This window comes from Candidatus Planktophila sp. (assembly GCA_030681675.1).
Lineage (GTDB): Bacteria > Actinomycetota > Actinomycetes > Nanopelagicales > Nanopelagicaceae > Planktophila.
In genome coordinates this window covers 133,477-151,349 of record JAUXRP010000015.1, presented here as the reverse complement: position 1 = coordinate 151,349, position 17,873 = coordinate 133,477, and the positions used below count along the sequence as shown (strand labels likewise).

19 protein-coding genes and 1 other RNA gene are annotated in these 17,873 nt (G+C 45.8%); 5 read left to right on the top strand and 15 right to left on the bottom strand.

Annotated elements, in window-relative coordinates:
• Positions 1-5: 5 nt before the first annotated feature.
• From Q8K48_04350 to Q8K48_04325, 6 genes are all read right to left on the bottom strand, one after another.
• On the bottom strand, positions 6-1,700 hold the full coding sequence (locus Q8K48_04350; GenBank protein MDP1851628.1) for a hypothetical protein: 1,695 nt from the start codon (positions 1,698-1,700) through the stop codon (positions 6-8).
• Entirely contained in the window at positions 1,697-3,112 is a 1,416-nt protein-coding gene (locus Q8K48_04345; protein MDP1851627.1) for an ice-binding family protein, read from the bottom strand. The genes Q8K48_04350 and Q8K48_04345 overlap by 4 nt, the downstream gene beginning before the upstream one ends.
• 23 nt (positions 3,113-3,135) lie before the next feature.
• Positions 3,136-3,366, bottom strand: coding sequence for a hypothetical protein (locus Q8K48_04340; GenBank protein MDP1851626.1), 231 nt, complete (start codon positions 3,364-3,366; stop codon positions 3,136-3,138).
• A 211-nt stretch (positions 3,367-3,577) separates the two neighbouring features.
• Positions 3,578-5,152, bottom strand: coding sequence for an NAD(P)/FAD-dependent oxidoreductase (locus Q8K48_04335; protein ID MDP1851625.1), 1,575 nt, complete (start codon positions 5,150-5,152; stop codon positions 3,578-3,580).
• 141 nt (positions 5,153-5,293) lie between these two features.
• On the bottom strand, positions 5,294-5,767 hold the full coding sequence (locus tag Q8K48_04330; protein ID MDP1851624.1) for an Hsp20 family protein: 474 nt from the start codon (positions 5,765-5,767) through the stop codon (positions 5,294-5,296).
• A 216-nt stretch (positions 5,768-5,983) separates the two neighbouring features.
• A complete protein-coding gene (locus Q8K48_04325; GenBank protein MDP1851623.1) occupies positions 5,984-7,117 on the bottom strand; it encodes a permease in 1,134 nt (377 codons plus the stop codon).
• A 29-nt stretch (positions 7,118-7,146) separates the two neighbouring features.
• Between Q8K48_04325 and Q8K48_04320 the strand changes: the two genes are divergently transcribed.
• Positions 7,147-7,434, top strand: a complete 288-nt coding sequence (locus Q8K48_04320) for a metalloregulator ArsR/SmtB family transcription factor (protein MDP1851622.1) — start codon at positions 7,147-7,149, stop codon at positions 7,432-7,434.
• Positions 7,435-7,451: 17 nt separating this feature from the next.
• Here the strand turns inward: Q8K48_04320 and Q8K48_04315 are convergent, their stop codons facing one another.
• On the bottom strand, positions 7,452-7,811 hold the full coding sequence (locus Q8K48_04315) for a DUF2200 domain-containing protein (protein MDP1851621.1): 360 nt from the start codon (positions 7,809-7,811) through the stop codon (positions 7,452-7,454).
• Between the two features lie 156 nt (positions 7,812-7,967).
• On the opposite strand from Q8K48_04315, the gene Q8K48_04310 reads away from it, so the two are divergent.
• Positions 7,968-8,432 (top strand): GNAT family N-acetyltransferase, encoded by a 465-nt coding sequence (locus tag Q8K48_04310; GenBank protein MDP1851620.1) that lies wholly within the window; start codon positions 7,968-7,970, stop codon positions 8,430-8,432.
• A gap of 142 nt (positions 8,433-8,574) precedes the next feature.
• Here Q8K48_04310 and Q8K48_04305 read toward each other — a convergent pair whose 3' ends face one another.
• From Q8K48_04305 to Q8K48_04295, 3 genes are all read right to left on the bottom strand, one after another.
• Entirely contained in the window at positions 8,575-8,730 is a 156-nt protein-coding gene (locus tag Q8K48_04305) for a hypothetical protein (GenBank protein ID MDP1851619.1), read from the bottom strand.
• Positions 8,727-9,233, bottom strand: a complete 507-nt coding sequence (locus Q8K48_04300) for a DinB family protein (GenBank protein ID MDP1851618.1) — start codon at positions 9,231-9,233, stop codon at positions 8,727-8,729. The genes Q8K48_04305 and Q8K48_04300 overlap by 4 nt, the downstream gene beginning before the upstream one ends.
• Positions 9,234-9,366: 133 nt before the next feature.
• The gene (locus Q8K48_04295; protein MDP1851617.1) at positions 9,367-9,507 is read right to left on the bottom strand and encodes a hypothetical protein; all 141 of its coding nucleotides are present in this window, start codon (positions 9,505-9,507) and stop codon (positions 9,367-9,369) included.
• A 195-nt stretch (positions 9,508-9,702) separates the two neighbouring features.
• Here Q8K48_04295 and Q8K48_04290 point away from each other — a divergent pair, with 195 nt between their 5' ends.
• A complete protein-coding gene (locus tag Q8K48_04290; GenBank protein MDP1851616.1) occupies positions 9,703-9,876 on the top strand; it encodes a DUF4177 domain-containing protein in 174 nt (57 codons plus the stop codon).
• 11 nt (positions 9,877-9,887) lie between these two features.
• Here Q8K48_04290 and rnpB read toward each other — a convergent pair.
• Positions 9,888-10,245, bottom strand: an RNA gene (rnpB, locus tag Q8K48_04285) — RNase P RNA component class A.
• Between the two features lie 70 nt (positions 10,246-10,315).
• Between rnpB and Q8K48_04280 the strand changes: the two genes are divergently transcribed.
• Together Q8K48_04280 and Q8K48_04275 are read left to right on the top strand one after the other, a co-directional pair.
• A complete protein-coding gene (locus tag Q8K48_04280) occupies positions 10,316-11,896 on the top strand; it encodes a gamma-glutamyltransferase family protein (protein ID MDP1851615.1) in 1,581 nt (526 codons plus the stop codon).
• 40 nt (positions 11,897-11,936) lie between these two features.
• Positions 11,937-12,836, top strand: a complete 900-nt coding sequence (locus Q8K48_04275; protein MDP1851614.1) for an agmatinase family protein — start codon at positions 11,937-11,939, stop codon at positions 12,834-12,836.
• Here the strand turns inward: Q8K48_04275 and hutH are convergent.
• From hutH to Q8K48_04255, 4 genes are read right to left on the bottom strand one after another with little or no spacing between them, the layout of a single operon-like run.
• Positions 12,829-14,382, bottom strand: a complete 1,554-nt coding sequence (gene hutH / locus Q8K48_04270) for a histidine ammonia-lyase (protein ID MDP1851613.1) — start codon at positions 14,380-14,382, stop codon at positions 12,829-12,831. The two genes, Q8K48_04275 and hutH, sit on opposite strands and share 8 nt — an antisense overlap.
• Entirely contained in the window at positions 14,363-15,538 is a 1,176-nt protein-coding gene (hutI, locus tag Q8K48_04265) for an imidazolonepropionase (protein ID MDP1851612.1), read from the bottom strand. The genes hutH and hutI overlap by 20 nt, the downstream gene beginning before the upstream one ends.
• A gap of 3 nt (positions 15,539-15,541) precedes the next feature.
• Positions 15,542-17,203 carry a urocanate hydratase gene (hutU, locus tag Q8K48_04260; GenBank protein ID MDP1851611.1) on the bottom strand — a complete coding sequence of 554 codons (1,662 nt, stop codon included), beginning with the start codon at positions 17,201-17,203 and terminating at the stop codon, positions 15,542-15,544.
• A 40-nt stretch (positions 17,204-17,243) separates the two neighbouring features.
• The gene (locus Q8K48_04255; protein ID MDP1851610.1) at positions 17,244-17,870 is read right to left on the bottom strand and encodes an MOSC domain-containing protein; all 627 of its coding nucleotides are present in this window, start codon (positions 17,868-17,870) and stop codon (positions 17,244-17,246) included.
• Between the last annotated feature and the right edge of the window lie 3 nt (positions 17,871-17,873).

Genomic DNA, 17,873 nt, shown 5'->3' with positions numbered 1-17,873 from the left:
CTAATTCACACTGTATTTGAAATTAGAAGCCCACTCATAACTATATAAATCAGGATACTCAAAGCCATAACTCCAACTACCCGATACGTAAGTTTACCGATTCTAGTTATGCGCCAATCTTTGGCACCTTCTTTTCCAAACAAAGCCAAAATCTTCAGAGTAAATCCGGGGAGACTCAGAATGACAAAACTAGTAAGCACATATGTACGTGCATTTGGGTATCGATCCTGAATTGCAATTGCTATGAAATATCCACTTATCGTCATCACAAGCATTTCAATAATACCTGTAGGCATCCATCGCTCTATCTTTTCGGATTTTGGGAATCTGTCTTCAAATATTCCCATAAGAAGAGGAAGGCTAAATAAAATAACACCAATAACAAGTGCAATGGAGATTCCGATAAATTTTCCTGCAACTACGCCAAATACTATGACTTTGAACATTGCAGCGAAGCCCTGCTGGGCAATTGTTCTTTCTCTGTATGAAGGCTGAAGCGCTATTAAGCGAAGTGGGAAGAGAGTTGTTGACAAATCTTCTAGAGCAAATCTTACGATTACTAAACCTGCAGCAAAAAGTGCAAGCGTACGAGCATGAATTGTTAATGGTAGTTGTAAACCAGCAAGTCCCGGGAGTCCCAATACGATTTGTTGTACTACCCAGCCAGTCAAGACACTCGCCACCACATAGTCGGTTCCACGTTCCCAAAGAGAAGTAAAATCCCATACAGTTCTTCTGAACGGCCGAAATGCACCAGCAAGAAGTGCTGGGCTAAAAGCTAAAAGGCAAACACCGGCAACAGTTAAAACCGAGTTGAGGTCCGTGTAATGACCTCCCATCAATACAGATAAGGCAAATGTGGTGGATGCTAGGAGCCCAGCCAAAGCATCTAGTGTTCCTACAATCATCATCATAAGTATTAGTCCGAGACTTGGTGGTAATGCGTCTTGTTGAAGACTCAGACTAGAAAATATTCCTAATCCAATAGCGAAGGGATAGATTAGTAAGGAGTATGGACCAATGAGTGAGCGCTGATAGTTTCCATCAGAGAGAATTCGAGTTGCTAAGGGAGAAAAACCAGAGATGCGATTGCCGATCCTGGTTACGAGATTATCCATCTTTTGATTTATTGGCTTGGTCCACAGTTTTGACTTATCACCACGACCCAAATGGGTAGTTGCAATAAGAGCAGCCCCTTTTGAAAGGCCAGTTAAGTATCCTTGTGAATCACTCTCCGATGGGGTTATAGGTGTTGATCTATCCAAAATCTGTGTAGCTAGAGCTCCGGCCCCAGTTACAACAGACAGTGCAGCAAAAGCAACGATTGCGGTATTCGTGGTTTGTTTTGGATTTTTAAATGGATCATATTTTGGAAGTTCACTTCTTTTACTTGCATTCTCTAGCGAAGTTTGCGCAGCAAGTGCTTTTAAGTCCTCACAAATATTATTCCAGTGAATTACACCATCAATATTTTTACAAAACAAAATTCTCTTGAACTGCGCCTTCTTGCCCATTCCGGAAATTTGTACTTCAAGGCTTTTATAGCCTGAAGGTTCATTCGATGGGATTTCAATATTGAGTTCCTCAGCCTCTGCCTGAGTGATACTTTGATATAAAATTTCATCAGGGTTCTGAGCAGCTTCTGCGACAGTTGCAAAATTAAGAAGAAAAAATGCCCCAAGGAGGATTTTCCTAATCATGGCTTTACCGATTTCAAAGTGATTAATATCTGTTGCCCCGGGACCAAGTTATTCAGAATTATTCGAAGCGAGTCCTTATCCGTAGGGGTTATTGACGCAATTGATGGCAGTTCTAGGATCACAAACGTTGGCGTTGGGGTTGGCGTTGGCGTTGGCGTTGGCGTTTGAGTTGGCGTTGGGGTTGGCGTTGGCGTTGGAGTTTGAGTTGGCGTTGGAGTTTGAGTTGGGGTTGGCGTTGGCGTTGGCGTTGGGGTTGGCGTTGGCGTTGGCGTTGGCGTTGGGGTTGGCGTTGGCGTTGGCGTTGGCGTTTGAGTTGGCGTTGGCGTTGGCGTTGGCGTTGGCGTTGGCGTTGTGCAAACAAAATTAATTGGGGCTAGCACCGGTGCCCGGCCATTAAATAACTGGATAGTAAAAGTCGTTTTGCTGCTTGCGGGAATGCTAACCGCTATCTGGGTAGGAGTCTGTGACCAGGTATTTACGGCGACGTTGATGCCATTAACGCCAATGTTATTTACTGGTGAAAGAAAATTTCCGCTGATAACTGCTGTGTAACCCGTAGATATTGAGCATTCGGCTGATGTTATTGAAGTGATTGTGGAATTTTGTGGAGGATCCGGAACGGGTATAAAAACTTGAATGCCAGCTGCTGGAGTAACCGTTGCTGCTGGTTGAGGTTGCACTGCATTATGAACGATTGAAGATGAAGCACCGATATTCACATCTCCAAGCCCTAAGACCGATCCGTAAATTGTTGATGATGCACCAGTTGAAATTGCCGCACCCGATATGAAATTGCCGGGGATTACTGTATTTGCACCGATAGTGGTTGCGGCCCCAGATACCCAATAGATATTAGATGGCTGCGCGCCATTTATATATGAAATCGTCAGATTTGCCGCAACATTAAATGCGGCAGTGGTTCTAAATATGAAGACCGAGCTATAGTTGCCGCCTCCATCTAATGTCAGAACCGTCGCAATACTTAGCGCCCCGTTACTTGGAGTGTCATAAACCCCGGGAGTAAAAGTTTTTCCACCTATTTCTGCCGTAGTCGTAGTTGCCGTCAAAGAGTTAATCAAGTTGCGCGCCGTTGTTATATCGGCGAGAGCTGTTGCGGCGGCAGAGGTATTGTTTTCAAATGCTATGAGACCTGCAGTAGTAAATGCACTTACGATTGCAGGGCTCGTAGATCCAGGAGAAATAGCACCTTTTATAGGCGCAACCCCAGTAAATGAGGTGGAAACACCCAGAACAATTACCCCACCCGAGACAAGTGAATAATTTGCACTTATTCCGAGTGTTACATCTGCCGACGTGCTCGCAAAAGTAGGCATCAGAGGAATAGCTATGAATAAAGCAAATCCTGCTATAGCTGTGATGGCAACTCTCTTAGTTGCACTTCTTGTATTCATCTGCTGATTCAGGCAGATAGTTTCTAAGGTTTGGTTACTGGATCTTTCTTTGTAACTTCTTCATGAACTTTGTCAGCTGCGGCACCCACCGAGGCCGCGATATTTCCTACTACTTCATTTACCCTATCTTTAGCTTGATCAATTCCTGCGTTCAAATCTGCCTTAGTGATCTCTAAAGCACCTTCGGCTGCATTTTTTAACTCTTTTTTCGCTTTATCTAAGTGACCTTGAATTTTTTTTTCTTTGGGATCCATTGTGTGTTCCTAATAACCATTCACGATCGCCCTTCAATGAGCTATCTGCTCGAACGCCGTAACTAATCTTTTTGAGTGTAGCACTTGCTTAGTTCAAGGGATGCAAATAATTTTTACAGAATATTTAATGTTTAGTAATGATTAGTAATGATTCTCGTTGAACTTTAACGACCAGTTGTGCGATATGTAAACTTCATTATTCGCACGCGCCCTACTCGAAACTCACTTGAGTTTTGTAGAACTCATCCTTTTCTTCTTCAACCTCCAAGGCGTGATTTGGAAGTTGCATCTCATCGTCTAAATCTCCACATTTGGTACATTTAACTTCTTTTGTATCTTGATCTAAGAGGAATTCATGCTCGCACTGTGTCATTTTAGGAACCAACCTTCTTGGAATTACCTTGAAAAACTTATGTTGGCGAGCAAGTTCTCGCAAAGGTATTTCAAAGGCTTCACCAAATGTCGGAAAGGCATGAACTACATCTTCTAGAACTGCTAGCGAAATTTCTACTCGAATAGCTAACGTTGCCTCAGCCATCCACTCATCTGCATGCGGGCCGATGGCGGATGCACCAATCAAAGTGCCTTTAGCTATATTTGCGGCGAGGATGAGCAATCCGCCATTTTCGCCATCTGTAGAGTTTCGAGAGACTTCCGAAAGTTCGATTTTTGAAATAGCAATCTCTGGATTCATCTCTTCATTGGTGAGGTCACCCACACTGGCAACAGGTGGATCGGTATAGATAGCACGTGGGATAGCCGAATAGTTTGCTTTTCGTGATCTCCCAAGAATATTTTCGGTAATTACTCTCGCTTGGTAATTTGCAGTGTGAGTAAATGGCGCAATTGCAGTCACGTCTCCGGCGGCCCAAATATTACTTTTTCCAGCCACACGGCACTCATCATCTATAAGAATTTCATTCTTCTTTCCAAGTTTAATTTTCAAGAGATCTAGATTTAATCCGATTGTCTGGGGGTGACGACCCGCAGCGATGATTACACGATCACACGTAAGAGTCTGGCCATTCGACAGTGTAAGGCGAGTACTCTTCTCTACGGTGAGTTCTGCCTTCTTAACTTCAGTGCTGAGAAAGATAGTGATGCCATCTTTTCGCAGGTTTGCAGCAAGTCTTGATGCGACCTCGGGGTACTCCTTGCCTGCAAGTTGCCCACCAAACTCAATTATTGTTACCTCAGAACCAAAGCGAGAAAATATCTGAGCCAATTCGCAGGCAACCGGCCCGCCACCAATTATCGCTAAAGATTTGGGAGCTTCGGATATCGAAAGGGCCTGATCGCTACTCCAATAGTCGATCGAGGAAAGACCAAGGATTTCAGGAATAGTAGGTGCAGATCCCGTTGCAATTACTAAATCGCGCCAACTCAAAATCTCGTCATTAACACTCAAACTCTCTGGACCAGTAATAACTCCTTCGCCACGAAATAGTTGAATCCCCGAGTTTTGTAACTCTCCAGAAGCAGACTTATCGCTTCTATGAGACACGATTTCATCCCTGCGTTGCGCGGCAATGTGAAAAGCCTCAAACGCATCGCCTAGATCAGGGGCTTTTATGGCAGCGCCAAGAGTGGTCAAATTTTCAGCTAAAGATCTAACGTGAGCACTTCGAAGCATCGCTTTGCTCGGCATGCACGATACGTAGGCACACTCTCCACCAACACGAAGTTTCTCAACAATTGCAACAGATTTACCTGCGGCAACTAAACTCTTGGCAACGGCTTCTCCTGCGGACCCAGCACCTAGAACAACTACATCAAAAACCGTCATCTTTTCACCATACGCTTAAAGGTTCGCAATCACAATAGATTTTATATATAGATTAATCTGTTCTTAATCAAAACGGTAATAAGAAGGTCGCCTACCTTTGCGGGTAAGCGACCTTCTATGGGAACGATTCAGGCTGAACGATTAATTGATCTCGATTTGACGAGGCCTCTTCTCTTCAGGAAGGTCTCGCTCAAGTTCTATAGTCAGGATCCCATCCTTCAATTCAGAGCTGACAACTTTCACATGGTCTGCAAGTGCAAAAGTTTGACGGAATTGACGTCCGGCGATTCCTCGGTAGATAAAACCATTTGCACCGGAATCTTCATTTGTTTGCTTGGAGCCCTCAATCGAAAGTTGATTGTTATGCAGTTCGACTCGAAGCTCTGACTTTGAAAAGCCAGCAACTGCCATCTCAATTTTGTAGTTGTCCTCTGAAAGTTGCTTGATGTTGTATGGTGGATAAGAGGATGTTCCGCCCATCAATGCATTCTGCATTTCTTCTAGTAAGCGCCACTCACGATCAAACCCAACTGACCACGCTTCCAAGTTTGGAAAATAGTCAGTGATGGAAGTAAGCGCAGTAGGACGTTCATTTTTTACTACTGTGTAAGCCATTTTAGATTTCTCCTTCTTTGCGAGATACCTAGTGACATCGGTTTCACACCGTTAACAGCCGGTAGATGAACCCGATGTTTTCGGTGAACCCCCACTTTGGCAGGTTCGCTCCAAGTAACGGCTAATGCCAAATAAATATTCCCGTCCCGGGTGGGTTTTTTTAAAAAAAATCCTTAAAATTTCCTGAGAATAAAATGGCGAGAGAAGGCGCCGAGTTCAGTATCCCAGTGCCAGATTGAAAATTATTCCTACTAATACTATTCCTAGAGTAACTACCCCAAAATAAGCTGCGAGCAGTTTTGGCTTCATAACTTTTCGGAGAAGCAACGCTTCCGGAAAAGAAAGTGCAGTTACGCTCATTGCAAAAGCAAGCAGAGTCCCCATCGGCAATCCCTTTTCAGAAAGTGCCGTGATGATCGGAATCACCGTTGCAATTCCCGAATACAGAGGGACTCCGATTGCCGTTGCAGCGAGAACTCCGAACACTGGACCCCATGCTGAAATGGTCTGGATGGCTGAAGTTGGAACCCAACCATAAATAAGAGAGCCGACTCCCACGCCAATCAAAATAAAAACATACGTTGTTTTCACGGTATCTCGTGCCTCAAGAAGGGCTGCATTCGCTCTTTTTTGCAGAGATGGCTTAACAATTTTTCCCTCTGGATCAATGAGATTGAGGCTCTTTACTTGAGTTACTTCAGTCAAACTCGGTTTTGCATATCTACGAAGTGAGATGCCCGCCCCTACGGCAATTGCAAACCCCATGCCTGCATACGCTCCTGCAATTCCCCAACCAACAGTGGTAGCAAGCATGATCACTGCAATTTCATTAACCAGCGGGCTTGCGACAAGGAAAGACATAGCTTGGCTGACCGGAACCCCTGCCCGTACAAAGCCCGTAAATACGGGAACCGCGCTGCATGAACAGAAAGGGGTGGCCATCCCAATGCCAGCGGCGACACCGTGCCCACGCAAAGTGTTTACCTTTTCCATGTGGTTGCGGACTTTGTCGGCATTAATAAAAGATCGAATAAAGACAGCAAAAGTAGTTATCGCAGCCAACAAACCCAAGAGACCAATTGAGTGGGAGATAAAGAATGACAGGGAGTCTGTGGCGGCTTGGCTAAATACATTTAAGTGAGAGTTCAGAAAGCCTCCGAACCAATAGTTCGAAACTATGAAGATCCCAACCAGACCTAGGAATAGTGCAAGAGATTTCCAGAGGGCAATTCCATCCCACTCATCAAGAGGTGAAGAGCAGCATGTTGACGAGCCTATTTCAGTGTTCTTGAGCGGAATTACCATTCGTTTCTCCCATCGAATATCTTCGATGCTTAGGTTAAATGACATATCGAAGATTGTCAATGTATACTTTCCCCATGGTGTCCACATTGAATCTCATTAGATCTCCCAAGGTTTTATCGACTCTTGCCGAGCAATTTAAAGCCCTTGGCGATGAAACTCGACTGAAGCTCATGATGGCTGTGGCTGCTAGTGATGGAGCCGAGGCATGCGTTTGTGACCTCACTCCTGAAACCGGTTTAGCTCAAAGCACGGTGAGTCATCACTTAAAGCTCTTAGTGGATTCTGGATTACTCGAAAGGGCTCAGCGAGGAAAATGGGCATATTACTCAATGACTCCCGCTGCAAAGAAACTTCTTAGTTAAAAGAAAGAAGAACCACTCTATAAACCGGAACGTAGGATTTTGCTCATTGGGCGTCCTTGCCCAATTTCATCGACTAACTTATCTAAGTACCGAATCTTTTTCATTAACGGATCATCGATTTCTTGAATTTTTACACCGCAGATTGAGCCTGTAATTAGCTCGGCTTTCGGATTGAGGGTTGCGGCTTCGAAGAAATCCCTGAAAGAGGTTTTTTCGGCTAAGTGCTTTTTAATAGTTGGTGCTTCAAATCCGGTTAACCACGTAATGACCTCGTCGAGGTTTTCTAACTTTTGACCCTTTCTTACAATCTTATTGACATAGTGCACGTAGACATCAGCGACCGGCGTATCGAATAATTTCTCGGCTCTTGAGCTCATAGTTAAAGACCCATCTACTTTCGAAAATCTGCCACGAGGGCATTTGCCTGGCCAAGTCCCAATTCAAACGTCTCTATAAGGTGAGCAACTTTCATGCACTAAGTATAAAAGAAGAGCCGCCCTATGAACCGAAAACGGGCATTACACTTTTGGCTTGTGGACGTAGTAATCACCGTTGAAAAATCCCTGAGCGAAGAATTAGCTCAGCTCCTTCAAGCGCATTGGGTATTTTGCACGACTACCACGCCAATGGAGCATGTCTATGCACTTGATGCATCAAAATTATTCACTCCAGATATTACGGTGTTCGGAGCGAGAGTTTTTGGGGAGTTAGTCGGCGTGGGGGCAATTAAAAGATTAGATGCAGCCCACGCTGAGCTTAAGTCAATGCACACGTTAGCTAAATCCCGAGGAAATGGAATTGGTAAAGCGATGGTGACCCATATTGAAGAATTCGCCAAAGTTCAAGGTATTAAACGCATCAGTCTGGAAACAGGTCCAAGCGAACCCTTTAAGCCTGCGCGAGATCTTTACACATCCTTAGGGTATGAGGAATGCGAACCCTTTGGTGAATATGTCTTAAGCGAGCACAACATGTGTATGACAAAATTTTTTAATTGAGAAGAACCGCCCTATTAGCCGGATCCTGTCGTTCCCGCTACCCTCGCAGCTAAAACGGATCACCATACATCTAAATCTGTAATTACAGACAAGTTCAAACAACCTACCCGTTGACTCGAGCGAGCAGCCCTCCAACTCCATCTCACTTTGGTCTCCTAAGCCTATAAATCGAAAACAAAACCGACAAAATCAAGATCATTCCAATTCCCTGAAGTCCAGGTGAATCATCGAACTCACCGAACACCATCGCAAACACGCCAATCACGATTCCTACAACTTGTAGCGGTTTTCTACTCAATTTTCTGAGGCTCTTTCATATGACCAGAGATCTAGCTCATCTAAATCAACTGGAGCAAAACCTTTTGCCTCCAGTGCGGAGGCTATTTGAGCTCGATGCTCGGTTGCATGATGAATCGCCTGCGAAAGAATTGTTGAACGCCACCTGGTGACAATCCCTCCTTCTCCATTCTTCAACTCAAGTTTGAGATCATCAAGTTTTACACACTCTAAAAGAGCCTTATCTACGATCGCAGCTTGATCCTTAATCCGTACCAGATCTGAAATCTGTTCTATGTCATCAATACAGGGATCTTCTGGCCGTGTTAATGCTGGTGTATCGCTGATTTGAAAGACGTAGTGATCGGCTGAATCAACTATGTGATGAGCAATTTCTGCAACATGCCACTCTGGGTCTGTGGCGAAGGCTTTCAAAGAGTCCTCGGGTAACGATTGAAGATAGGTAAAAGTCTTCTGATTTGCCCATGCCATGTGCAATAAAAGTCGATTAAGTGAAATTGTCATGGCTCAGTTTAAAGCCTGCTCTTCATTGGTGTAAAGAAGAGTTGCCATACAAGCTGGAGGCTTTCGATTCACGTTCAATACAAATGATTTTCCACAAATTTGCCCACAGAGATTTGTATGGCCCTGTAAAGTTCTAGAGATTTCTATCGGCCCAGATGTAGACGGCATTGTAATGTTGCTTAACAAGTTCCTGAACACTCTCATCCCCTTCAGGCGCTCCTTCTTTTTTTGAATGTTTGTTCTGGTATTGCTCGGAATGAATGCCAAATTTCATAAATTCAGTCTAGTTCTTACCCACGTTTTAGCTCACAAATGTTCGCAAATTTTGTTTAAGTTTTGTTTGAATCTGTAATCGAAAAGTGACCATCCCAGCACGGGAAATGACCACTAATCACTAAATTAAAGATGAGTCGCCCTATAAGCCGGATGACATCTAGATTCCCGTGCCTACGAAGACTATGATCAAAGCATGTCTACTTACAAAGTTTCAGAAATATATTTCAAGGAACACACTGGAGCAATCGAGAAGGTAATCAACGAGGAAGCGAAAGACGGCTGGGAACTTCAAACGCTTTCAACTTACTCAACCATCAATGATCGCTGGAAAAAAGCTCATGCGGTAATTGTCTTTTCTAAAGACTGATAGCCAAATAATAGAAGAGTCGCCCTATAAGCCGGATCCTGTCGTTCTTGCGAACGGATCACCATCCATCTAGATCTGCAATTACTTGCAGATTCAAGCAACCTACCCGTTGACTCGAGCGAGCAGCTCTCAAACGCCAACTGCATGGTCTTGCTCCAAGTGGGGTTTACATAGCTAACTACATTGCTGCAGTTACTGGTGGTCTCTTACACCGCCGTTTCACCCTTACCTTTTATTGCTAAAAGGCGGTTTGCTTTCTGTTGCACTAATCCCGCGGATTGCTCCGGGTGGGCGTTACCCACCACTGTGCTCTATGGAGTCCGGACTTTCCTCGGTACCTTGCGGTAACGCGGTGATCCGGGCGACTCTTCTTAGAGTTAAGGATACGGCTAAAGAGCGTGTTCTTGTAATTGCTCTCAATGTGAGAAAGAGTGCGCATGTGCAAACAGGGCGGAGCGTTATTTACTCTAAAAAAGGTGGAGCGGCAGCAAGTGCACCTTTGGCAGTGAGTGCGGCAATCACAATCCTCAATCGAGGTGGCTCATTTATCGATGCAGGTATTGCGCTATCTGCGGTGATCTGTGTTGTTGAACCCGGAGCCTCACACCTTGGTGGAGATGCATTCCTTATCACTCATCATGCCAAGTCAAAGGAAAATCTCGCGTTTAATGGAAGTGGCGAGGCGCCGCATCGTGCAACGGTGCAGGCCTATCCAAACGGCATTCCTCTGCATGGATTTAAATCTGCAACTGTTCCTGGATTAGTTTCAACGTGGTTTGAAGCCCATGAGCGCTACGGAAAACTCTCCTTTGCCGAACTGTTGGCACCTGCCATTGAATATGCAGAAAATGGATTTGCAGCAACGCCGGGTTTTATTAAACGAATCGCTGCCCATTTAGCTATAGCTCCCGACACTGAGTTATTTAAAAATATGGGAATCGATACCAACTCTAAAGTTGGAGATTTAATAGTTCAAAAAGATCTCGCCGCTTCACTTCGTGCAATTGCCAACGAAGGCCGCGCAGCATTTTACGACGGTGAAATTTCAAGACAGTTGATTATCGCTTCAGATGGATGGTTTAATGCGCAGGATTTGGAATCACATGCGACGCGTGTATTAGCTCCACTCTCAATTAAATATCGCGATTTCACTATCTATGGCCAGCCTCCCCCAACTCAGGGAATGATTTTGATGGAAGAGCTTCTGCTCTGTGAGCGATTTAATATCTCCTCCTTGGGTCAGGCCGATCGCATTCATATTGGCGTCGAGAGTAAAAAAATTGGCTTCACTGATAGAAATCTTATCCTGGGCGATCCTGAGTTTCTCGACGTCAATGTTGAGCAGGCATTATCAAAGGAGAATATTGATTGGCGGCTTTCACAAATTAATCTGACAAAGGCAAATAATGAGAGTGGGGCAACAGCCGAGGGTAGCGATACGACCTATTTTTTAGTCGCTGATGTCGAGGGTAATGCCGTCTCCTGGATTCAATCGGTCTTCCATGGTTTTGGCAGTTCGTGGGTGATTCCTGGAACTGGAATCGTATTAAACAACCGATTAACTGGCTTTTCTTTGAACTCTCAATCCCCCAACTTCATTCAACCTGGAAAACGCCCCGCTCACACGCTGAATGCATGGCTGGCTACACGAGATGATGGCTCGCTTTATCTCGTAGGTGGAACACCAGGGGCTAATATCCAAGTTCAAACGAATCTGCAGTTAATAATTAATGTCGTGGATTTAGGAATGAATGTTCAAGAGGCGATTGAATCTCCGCGATGGCAACACTTAAGGGCTGCTGGACAAAGTTCGCTGGAAGAAAATGGGAGCGGGGTTTTAGAGATAGAAGATCGAGTGAGTGCAGAAATAGTTGAAGATTTGAGAGCAAGGGGCCATGAGATCTCCGCAATAGGAGCATGGGCACATGGATCTTCAGTTCAAATGTTAGAGGTCTCACCAACGGGCACATACATGTTCGGCTCCGACCCACGTTGTGAAGGCCTAGCCTCCGGAATTTAGTTGCTAGAGCAATACAGTAGACAGCCTCTACGATAACTCTATGTCGCCTCCCGAGCTACCTCACGATCCACAGTGGATGCGCGCTAATACTCTTTTTTCAGTAGGCAACGCTAAGGCCGAAATCGCACTCATTGGAGTACCCGCACATGAGAGTTCGATATCTGCAACGAATGCGCATCTAACCCCTTCTGCAGTCAGAGCGGCGCTTGCGCGTTATTCAACTTTTTCTACATCGGCCAACGTTGATTTAGCTGGACATACTTTTATTGATTTAGGTGATGTGGAATCCCCCGATGGAGTTGATGGTCATGAGCGAGTGAAGAAAGCGGTTAATGGTTTATTGAGTGTGCACAAGTTAGTTATTGCACTCGGTGGCGATAATTCAATTACCTACTCAGTTGCATCTGCTTTATGGCCAGGTTTATCTAACGTTGGTCTTATCACCTTTGATGCCCACCATGATCTGCGAGATGGTCATTCAAATGGCTCTCCCGTGTGGCAGCTAATTCAAGCAGGTTTACTAGGCAAAAATATTGTTCAGATAGGTATCACCGACTTTGCAAACAGTACTGAATACTCAGCGCGCGCTAAAGAAAATGGCATCACCGTTATCTCTCGAGCAGAGTTACGTACGCGCACAATTTCCGATGTCGTTCAACAAGCTCTAGAAGTTGCAGGTGCGGGTGGTCGTGAAATCTATGTTGACCTAGATGTCGATGTGTGTGATCGCAGCGTTGTGCCAGCGTGTCCCGCCGCAATGCCAGGTGGAATATCTGCCGATGAACTGCGACAGGGCGCGTTCCTACTTGCTGCCGATAAGCGGGTTCGCGCTATCGATATTACTGAAATCGATGCCGCCCTAGATTCCCCAGATCAACGCACAGTGAGACTTGCTGCGCTATTAGTTTTAGAGGCCGCTAGCGGTTTTGCATCTAGGTAAGTTCTGGAACAACTTCTTGAGCCGCAGTTAAAACTGCTCCAGAATTGATTAATGTTGTTGCAGCCTCCAGCTCAGGAGATAAGAAGCGATCTGGACCGATTCCTGGCACAGTTTTACGTAGTTCTTTAATAACACGGGCAGTGGCTGGTGATGGTGTTAAACCTTTGCGATACTCGATTGCACGGGCCGATGTCAACAACTCAATTGCCAGAATTCGTGAAAGATTTTCAACTACCTTTCGCAGTTTGCGCGCAGCCGACCAGCCCATCGACACGTGATCTTCTTGCATCGCAGATGATGGAATTGAATCCACACTCGCTGGTGTCGACAGACGTTTATTTTCACTGACTAGCCCTGCCTGTGTGTACTGGGCGATCATGAGCCCGGAATCTACTCCTGGATCATGGGCGAGAAACGGTGGCAGACCAGCTGATCTGTGTTGATCTAGCGCTCGGTCGGTACGACGCTCTGACATTGAGCCTAAATCTGTCGCTGCGATCGCCAGAAAATCTAAGACATAAGCAATGGGTGCGCCGTGAAAGTTACCATTTGATTCAACTCGACCGTCGGGCATAACGACTGGATTATCAATCGAACTTGCAAGCTCGCGTGCCGCAATAGTCGATGCATGAGAAATTGTGTCGCGTACCGCGCCATTTACTTGTGGGGCACAACGAAGAGAATAGGCATCTTGCACGCGCGAATCATTTTCTAAGTGCGATGCAACGATACCTGAACCCCTTAACATTGCATAAATATTGGCCGCACTTACGGTCTGGCCAATGTGTGGCCGAAGTGGTGCATGCAAATCAGGTGCAAAGACGCGATCGGTACCAAGCAGACCTTCGATACTCATCGCCGTTGTTATGTCGGCAACAACACATAAGTGTTCAAGGTCTGCGCAGGCCATAATCAACATACCGAGCATTCCATCTGTGCCATTAATTAATGCCAGACCCTCTTTAGCCTCTAGCTCGATTGGTTTAATCCCAGCTGTATCTAAAGCCTGCATTGTTGGCATTTCAATCCCATGAGCATCGTGAACCCGACCTTCACCCATTAATGCGAGAGCGCAGTGAGATAGTGGAGCTAAATCACCACTGCATCCCAAAGATCCGAACTCTGGAACTACTGGGGTAATTCCTTTGTTAAGGAAATCAACATACGTTTGTGCTAGATCTACGCGCACGCCAGTACGTCCCGATGCCATTGTGCGAAGGCGCAGAAACATCAACGCCCGCACTACTTCGCGTTCAATCGCCGGGCCTACGCCTGCGGCGTGGGATCTAATGAGAGATTTTTGCAGTTGAACGCGATCTTGCACATCGATGTGACGATTAGCAAGTGCGCCAAAACCAGTTGATACTCCATACACAGGAACTCCGCCAGCGGCATAATCCTCAATGAAAGCACGTGTTGCATTCATCGCATCGATTGCGTGTTGCGAAAGTTGAACGTGTGCGCCGAATCTAGCAACGGCAATCACATCATCGAATGTGACGCCCGAAGTTGACAGCGTGATTGTTTTAGATGAGCTGGAGGCCATTGCGCCAAACCTGTTCTATTAAGTTAACACCTGGGCGATATGCCACATGAATATATGAGGGAGCGTTGAGAATTTGGAAATCTGCGCGTGCTCCTTCAACTAAATGGCCAATGTCAGTACGACGCAAGGCTTTAGCACCGCCCATTGTGGCCGACCAGATTGCTTGCTCTGGAGAAAAATGCATCTCACGCACGGCAATTGCGATGATAAATGCCATGCTCGTTGTATACGAAGATCCCGGATTGCAGTCCGATGCAAGTGCCACCGTAATACTTGCCTCTAATAGTGGGCGAACATCAGGATATGGGGATCTCGTTGAGAACTCAGCACCGGGCAACAAGGTTGCAACCGTTTTTGACGTTGATAGCAGTTCAATATCCCTCTCACTAACATATGAAGCGTGATCGACAGATGCGGCATCTAATTCAACGCCTAACGAAATGCCCTGGCCCTCTTGAAGTTGATTTGCATGAATGCGCGGCATCAGACCTTTTGCAATACCTGCCTTCAAAATTCTGCGTGCATCATCGACTCCAAATGCGCCTTTGTCACAAAAGACATCTATCCACTTTGCATGAGGTTGTACGGCATCAAGCATTGCCCCACATACTAAATCAACATAATCCTTAGGTGAATCTTTGTACTCGATAGGTACAACGTGTGCGCCAAGGAAGGTTGTTTCATCGCTAATTTTATGGGCGATTTCAAGTGACCTGCGTTCATCATTTACCGTTAAACCGTAGCCCGACTTGATTTCAACGGTGGTGGTGCCACCCGCGTTTGCCTCAGCTAATAAAAACTTGGCGTGAGTGAGCAAGAGTTCATCGCTGGCTTTGCGAGTTTTTTCAACTGTAGATGCAATACCGCCTGCCGTGTAACTCTCCCCCAACATTCGTGCTCGGAATTCGTTACTACGATCTCCCGCAAAGATCATATGTGTATGGCTATCAACGTATCCAGGCAAAACACACATTCCCTCGGCATCGATAGCTTTCTTAATCTGTTTCGTTGGAGCATCAGTAGTTGATCCAGCCCACGCGATAACGCCATCTTCAATTAACAGCGCGCCATCTTTAATTAAACCAAGCTTGGTTCCATCGTAGGTGGGGTCATTAGTAACTAACTGACCGATATTTGTAATGAGGGTACTTGTCATGTTTTACTCGATATCTAACATTGGAACATGGACGTGGAGTTTTCGCGCTGTATCGATTGCACTTTCATATCCCGCATCGGCATGTCGGATAACTCCCATGCCAGGATCATTAGTTAATACGCGTGCTAACTTTTTCGCCGCTAACTGTGTGCCATCGGCGATAGAGACTTGACCTGCGTGAATTGATCGGCCCATTCCAACGCCGCCTCCATGGTGAATCGATACCCATGATGCCCCGGATGAGATATTGACCATGGCATTGAGCAGGGGCCAGTCGGCGATGGCATCGGATCCATCCAGCATCGCCTCAGTTTCGCGGTATGGAGAAGCAACGGAGCCACAATCTAAGTGATCACGCCCAATAACAATCGGCGCTGATACTTCGCCGCGTGCAACTAATTCATTAAATGCCAACCCTGCTTTGTCACGTTCGCCGTAGCCCAGCCAACATATACGAGCGGGCAGACCTTGGAAGGCAACTTTTTCCTGTGCCAGCGTTATCCAGCGATGTAGAGCTTCATTGTCTGGAAATAAGTCAAGGACAGCCTTGTCGGTACGGTAAATGTCTTTGGGATCACCTGATAAAGCAACCCAGCGAAATGGACCTTTGCCTTCACAAAATAGCGGGCGAATATAAGCTGGCACGAAGCCCGGAAAGGCAAAGGCGCGCGCGTATCCACCTTGACGTGCCTCATCGCGGATTGAATTACCGTAGTCAAAGACTTCAGCGCCTTTATCCATAAAGCCCACCATGGCTTCAACATGCTTAGCCATAGAGTTTTGAGAACGCTTAGTGAAATCGGCCGGATCATCTTTTGCCAGTTGAGCCGCGCTATGAAAATCGACGCCGATTGGAATATATGAAAATGGATCATGGGCCGATGTCTGATCGGTGACGATATCGATGGGAACATCCATTGACAGTAGAAGTGGAAATAGCTCAGCGGCATTTCCAACTAATCCAACCGATAGGGGAAGGCCAAGGTTTTTTGCTTTTAAAACCCGTTCGATGGCATCATCGACGCCATCGGCAATTTCATCTAAGTATTGTGTCTTAATCCGTTTTTCAAGACGAGAGTTATCGACATCGATTATTAAACAGACGCCACCATTCATGGTCACAGCAAGCGGTTGGGCACCGCCCATTCCACCGCAACCGCCCGTTAAAGTGAGCGTACCCTGCAAAGTTCCATTAAAACGTTTTTGTGCAACGGCTGCGAATGTTTCATAAGTGCCTTGCAGAATTCCTTGGGTACCGATGTAAATCCATGAGCCGGCAGTCATCTGACCGTACATCGTGAGACCTAACTGTTCTAAGCGCCGAAACTCTGGCCAGTTAGCCCAATCGCCGACAAGATTTGAATTTGCGATTAAGACTCTCGGTGCCCATTCATGTGTTTGAAAAACTCCAACTGGCTTACCTGATTGAACCAGTAACGTCTCATCATCTTTTAAATTTGTCAGAGATTTTACGATTGCGTCAAATGCCGGCCAATTGCGTGCAGCTTTTCCGGTGCCGCCATAGACAACTAAATTCTCTGGGTGTTCGGCCACTGCCGGATCTAAGTTGTTGTGCAGCATACGAATTGCAGCCTCTTGTGCCCACCCTTTAGCCGTTAAATTCGAGCCGGTAGCTGCGTGGAGGATTCGAGCAGTACTTGTCATGCAGGCAAGGTTATCGCGACGAGCATTCCAATAGATAGCCTTACAAATTAAGGTTTTTAGCCCACTCTTGGTACTTCGTTGAGAGCTCTTTTACCTGCGAAATTTCTTGTACTTTTGAACGTTCGCCATTTTTTGCCGCATATAAATCGGCAATTGTTACTCCATGCTCTGGAACTTTAATTACATTAATTGAATCTCCAGACGTGATTTCACCCTCTTGAATTATCCTCAAATATGTTCCGGGTCTGCCAGCGGCCATAAACTCTTTGATCAAAGTCGGGCGTTGCCAAAAACCCGCAAATACACGACATGGGATTCGTGGCTGTGAAACTTCCAGAATTACCGAACCAATCTCCCACTGCTCACCGATTACTGCCGCGTTTACATCAATACCGAGCGTTGTTAAATTTTCACCAAAGCGTCCATTATCAATACTGGTACCAATCTCACCTTCCCACCAGTCAGCATCTTCACGGGCATATGCATATACGGCCTGGTCATATCCCCCGTGAGATTGTGTGTCGACGATGACATCATTGGCTACGTGCTCCTGCGCGAATACAACCGCACCATTAACAGAACGTTTATCTATTCCAGTTTTGCCTTCGCTACCTGTCCACTCACCCTCATGAACAATAGAGGCGATGTTTATTGATAAAACTTTCAAGAA

Coding starts and splice junctions, on each gene's coding strand:
- Q8K48_04350 (MDP1851628.1), bottom strand. CDS start 1,700: ATGATTAGGAAAATCCTCCTTGGGGCATTTTTTCTTCTTAATTTTGCA.
- Q8K48_04345 (MDP1851627.1), bottom strand. CDS start 3,112: ATGAATACAAGAAGTGCAACTAAGAGAGTTGCCATCACAGCTATAGCA.
- Q8K48_04340 (MDP1851626.1), bottom strand. CDS start 3,366: ATGGATCCCAAAGAAAAAAAAATTCAAGGTCACTTAGATAAAGCGAAA.
- Q8K48_04335 (MDP1851625.1), bottom strand. CDS start 5,152: ATGACGGTTTTTGATGTAGTTGTTCTAGGTGCTGGGTCCGCAGGAGAA.
- Q8K48_04330 (MDP1851624.1), bottom strand. CDS start 5,767: ATGGCTTACACAGTAGTAAAAAATGAACGTCCTACTGCGCTTACTTCC.
- Q8K48_04325 (MDP1851623.1), bottom strand. CDS start 7,117: ATGTCATTTAACCTAAGCATCGAAGATATTCGATGGGAGAAACGAATG.
- Q8K48_04320 (MDP1851622.1), top strand. CDS start 7,147: ATGGTGTCCACATTGAATCTCATTAGATCTCCCAAGGTTTTATCGACT.
- Q8K48_04315 (MDP1851621.1), bottom strand. CDS start 7,811: ATGAGCTCAAGAGCCGAGAAATTATTCGATACGCCGGTCGCTGATGTC.
- Q8K48_04300 (MDP1851618.1), bottom strand. CDS start 9,233: ATGACAATTTCACTTAATCGACTTTTATTGCACATGGCATGGGCAAAT.
- Q8K48_04295 (MDP1851617.1), bottom strand. CDS start 9,507: ATGAAATTTGGCATTCATTCCGAGCAATACCAGAACAAACATTCAAAA.
- Q8K48_04290 (MDP1851616.1), top strand. CDS start 9,703: ATGTCTACTTACAAAGTTTCAGAAATATATTTCAAGGAACACACTGGA.
- Q8K48_04275 (MDP1851614.1), top strand. CDS start 11,937: ATGTCGCCTCCCGAGCTACCTCACGATCCACAGTGGATGCGCGCTAAT.
- hutH (MDP1851613.1), bottom strand. CDS start 14,382: ATGGCCTCCAGCTCATCTAAAACAATCACGCTGTCAACTTCGGGCGTC.
- hutI (MDP1851612.1), bottom strand. CDS start 15,538: ATGACAAGTACCCTCATTACAAATATCGGTCAGTTAGTTACTAATGAC.
- hutU (MDP1851611.1), bottom strand. CDS start 17,203: ATGACAAGTACTGCTCGAATCCTCCACGCAGCTACCGGCTCGAATTTA.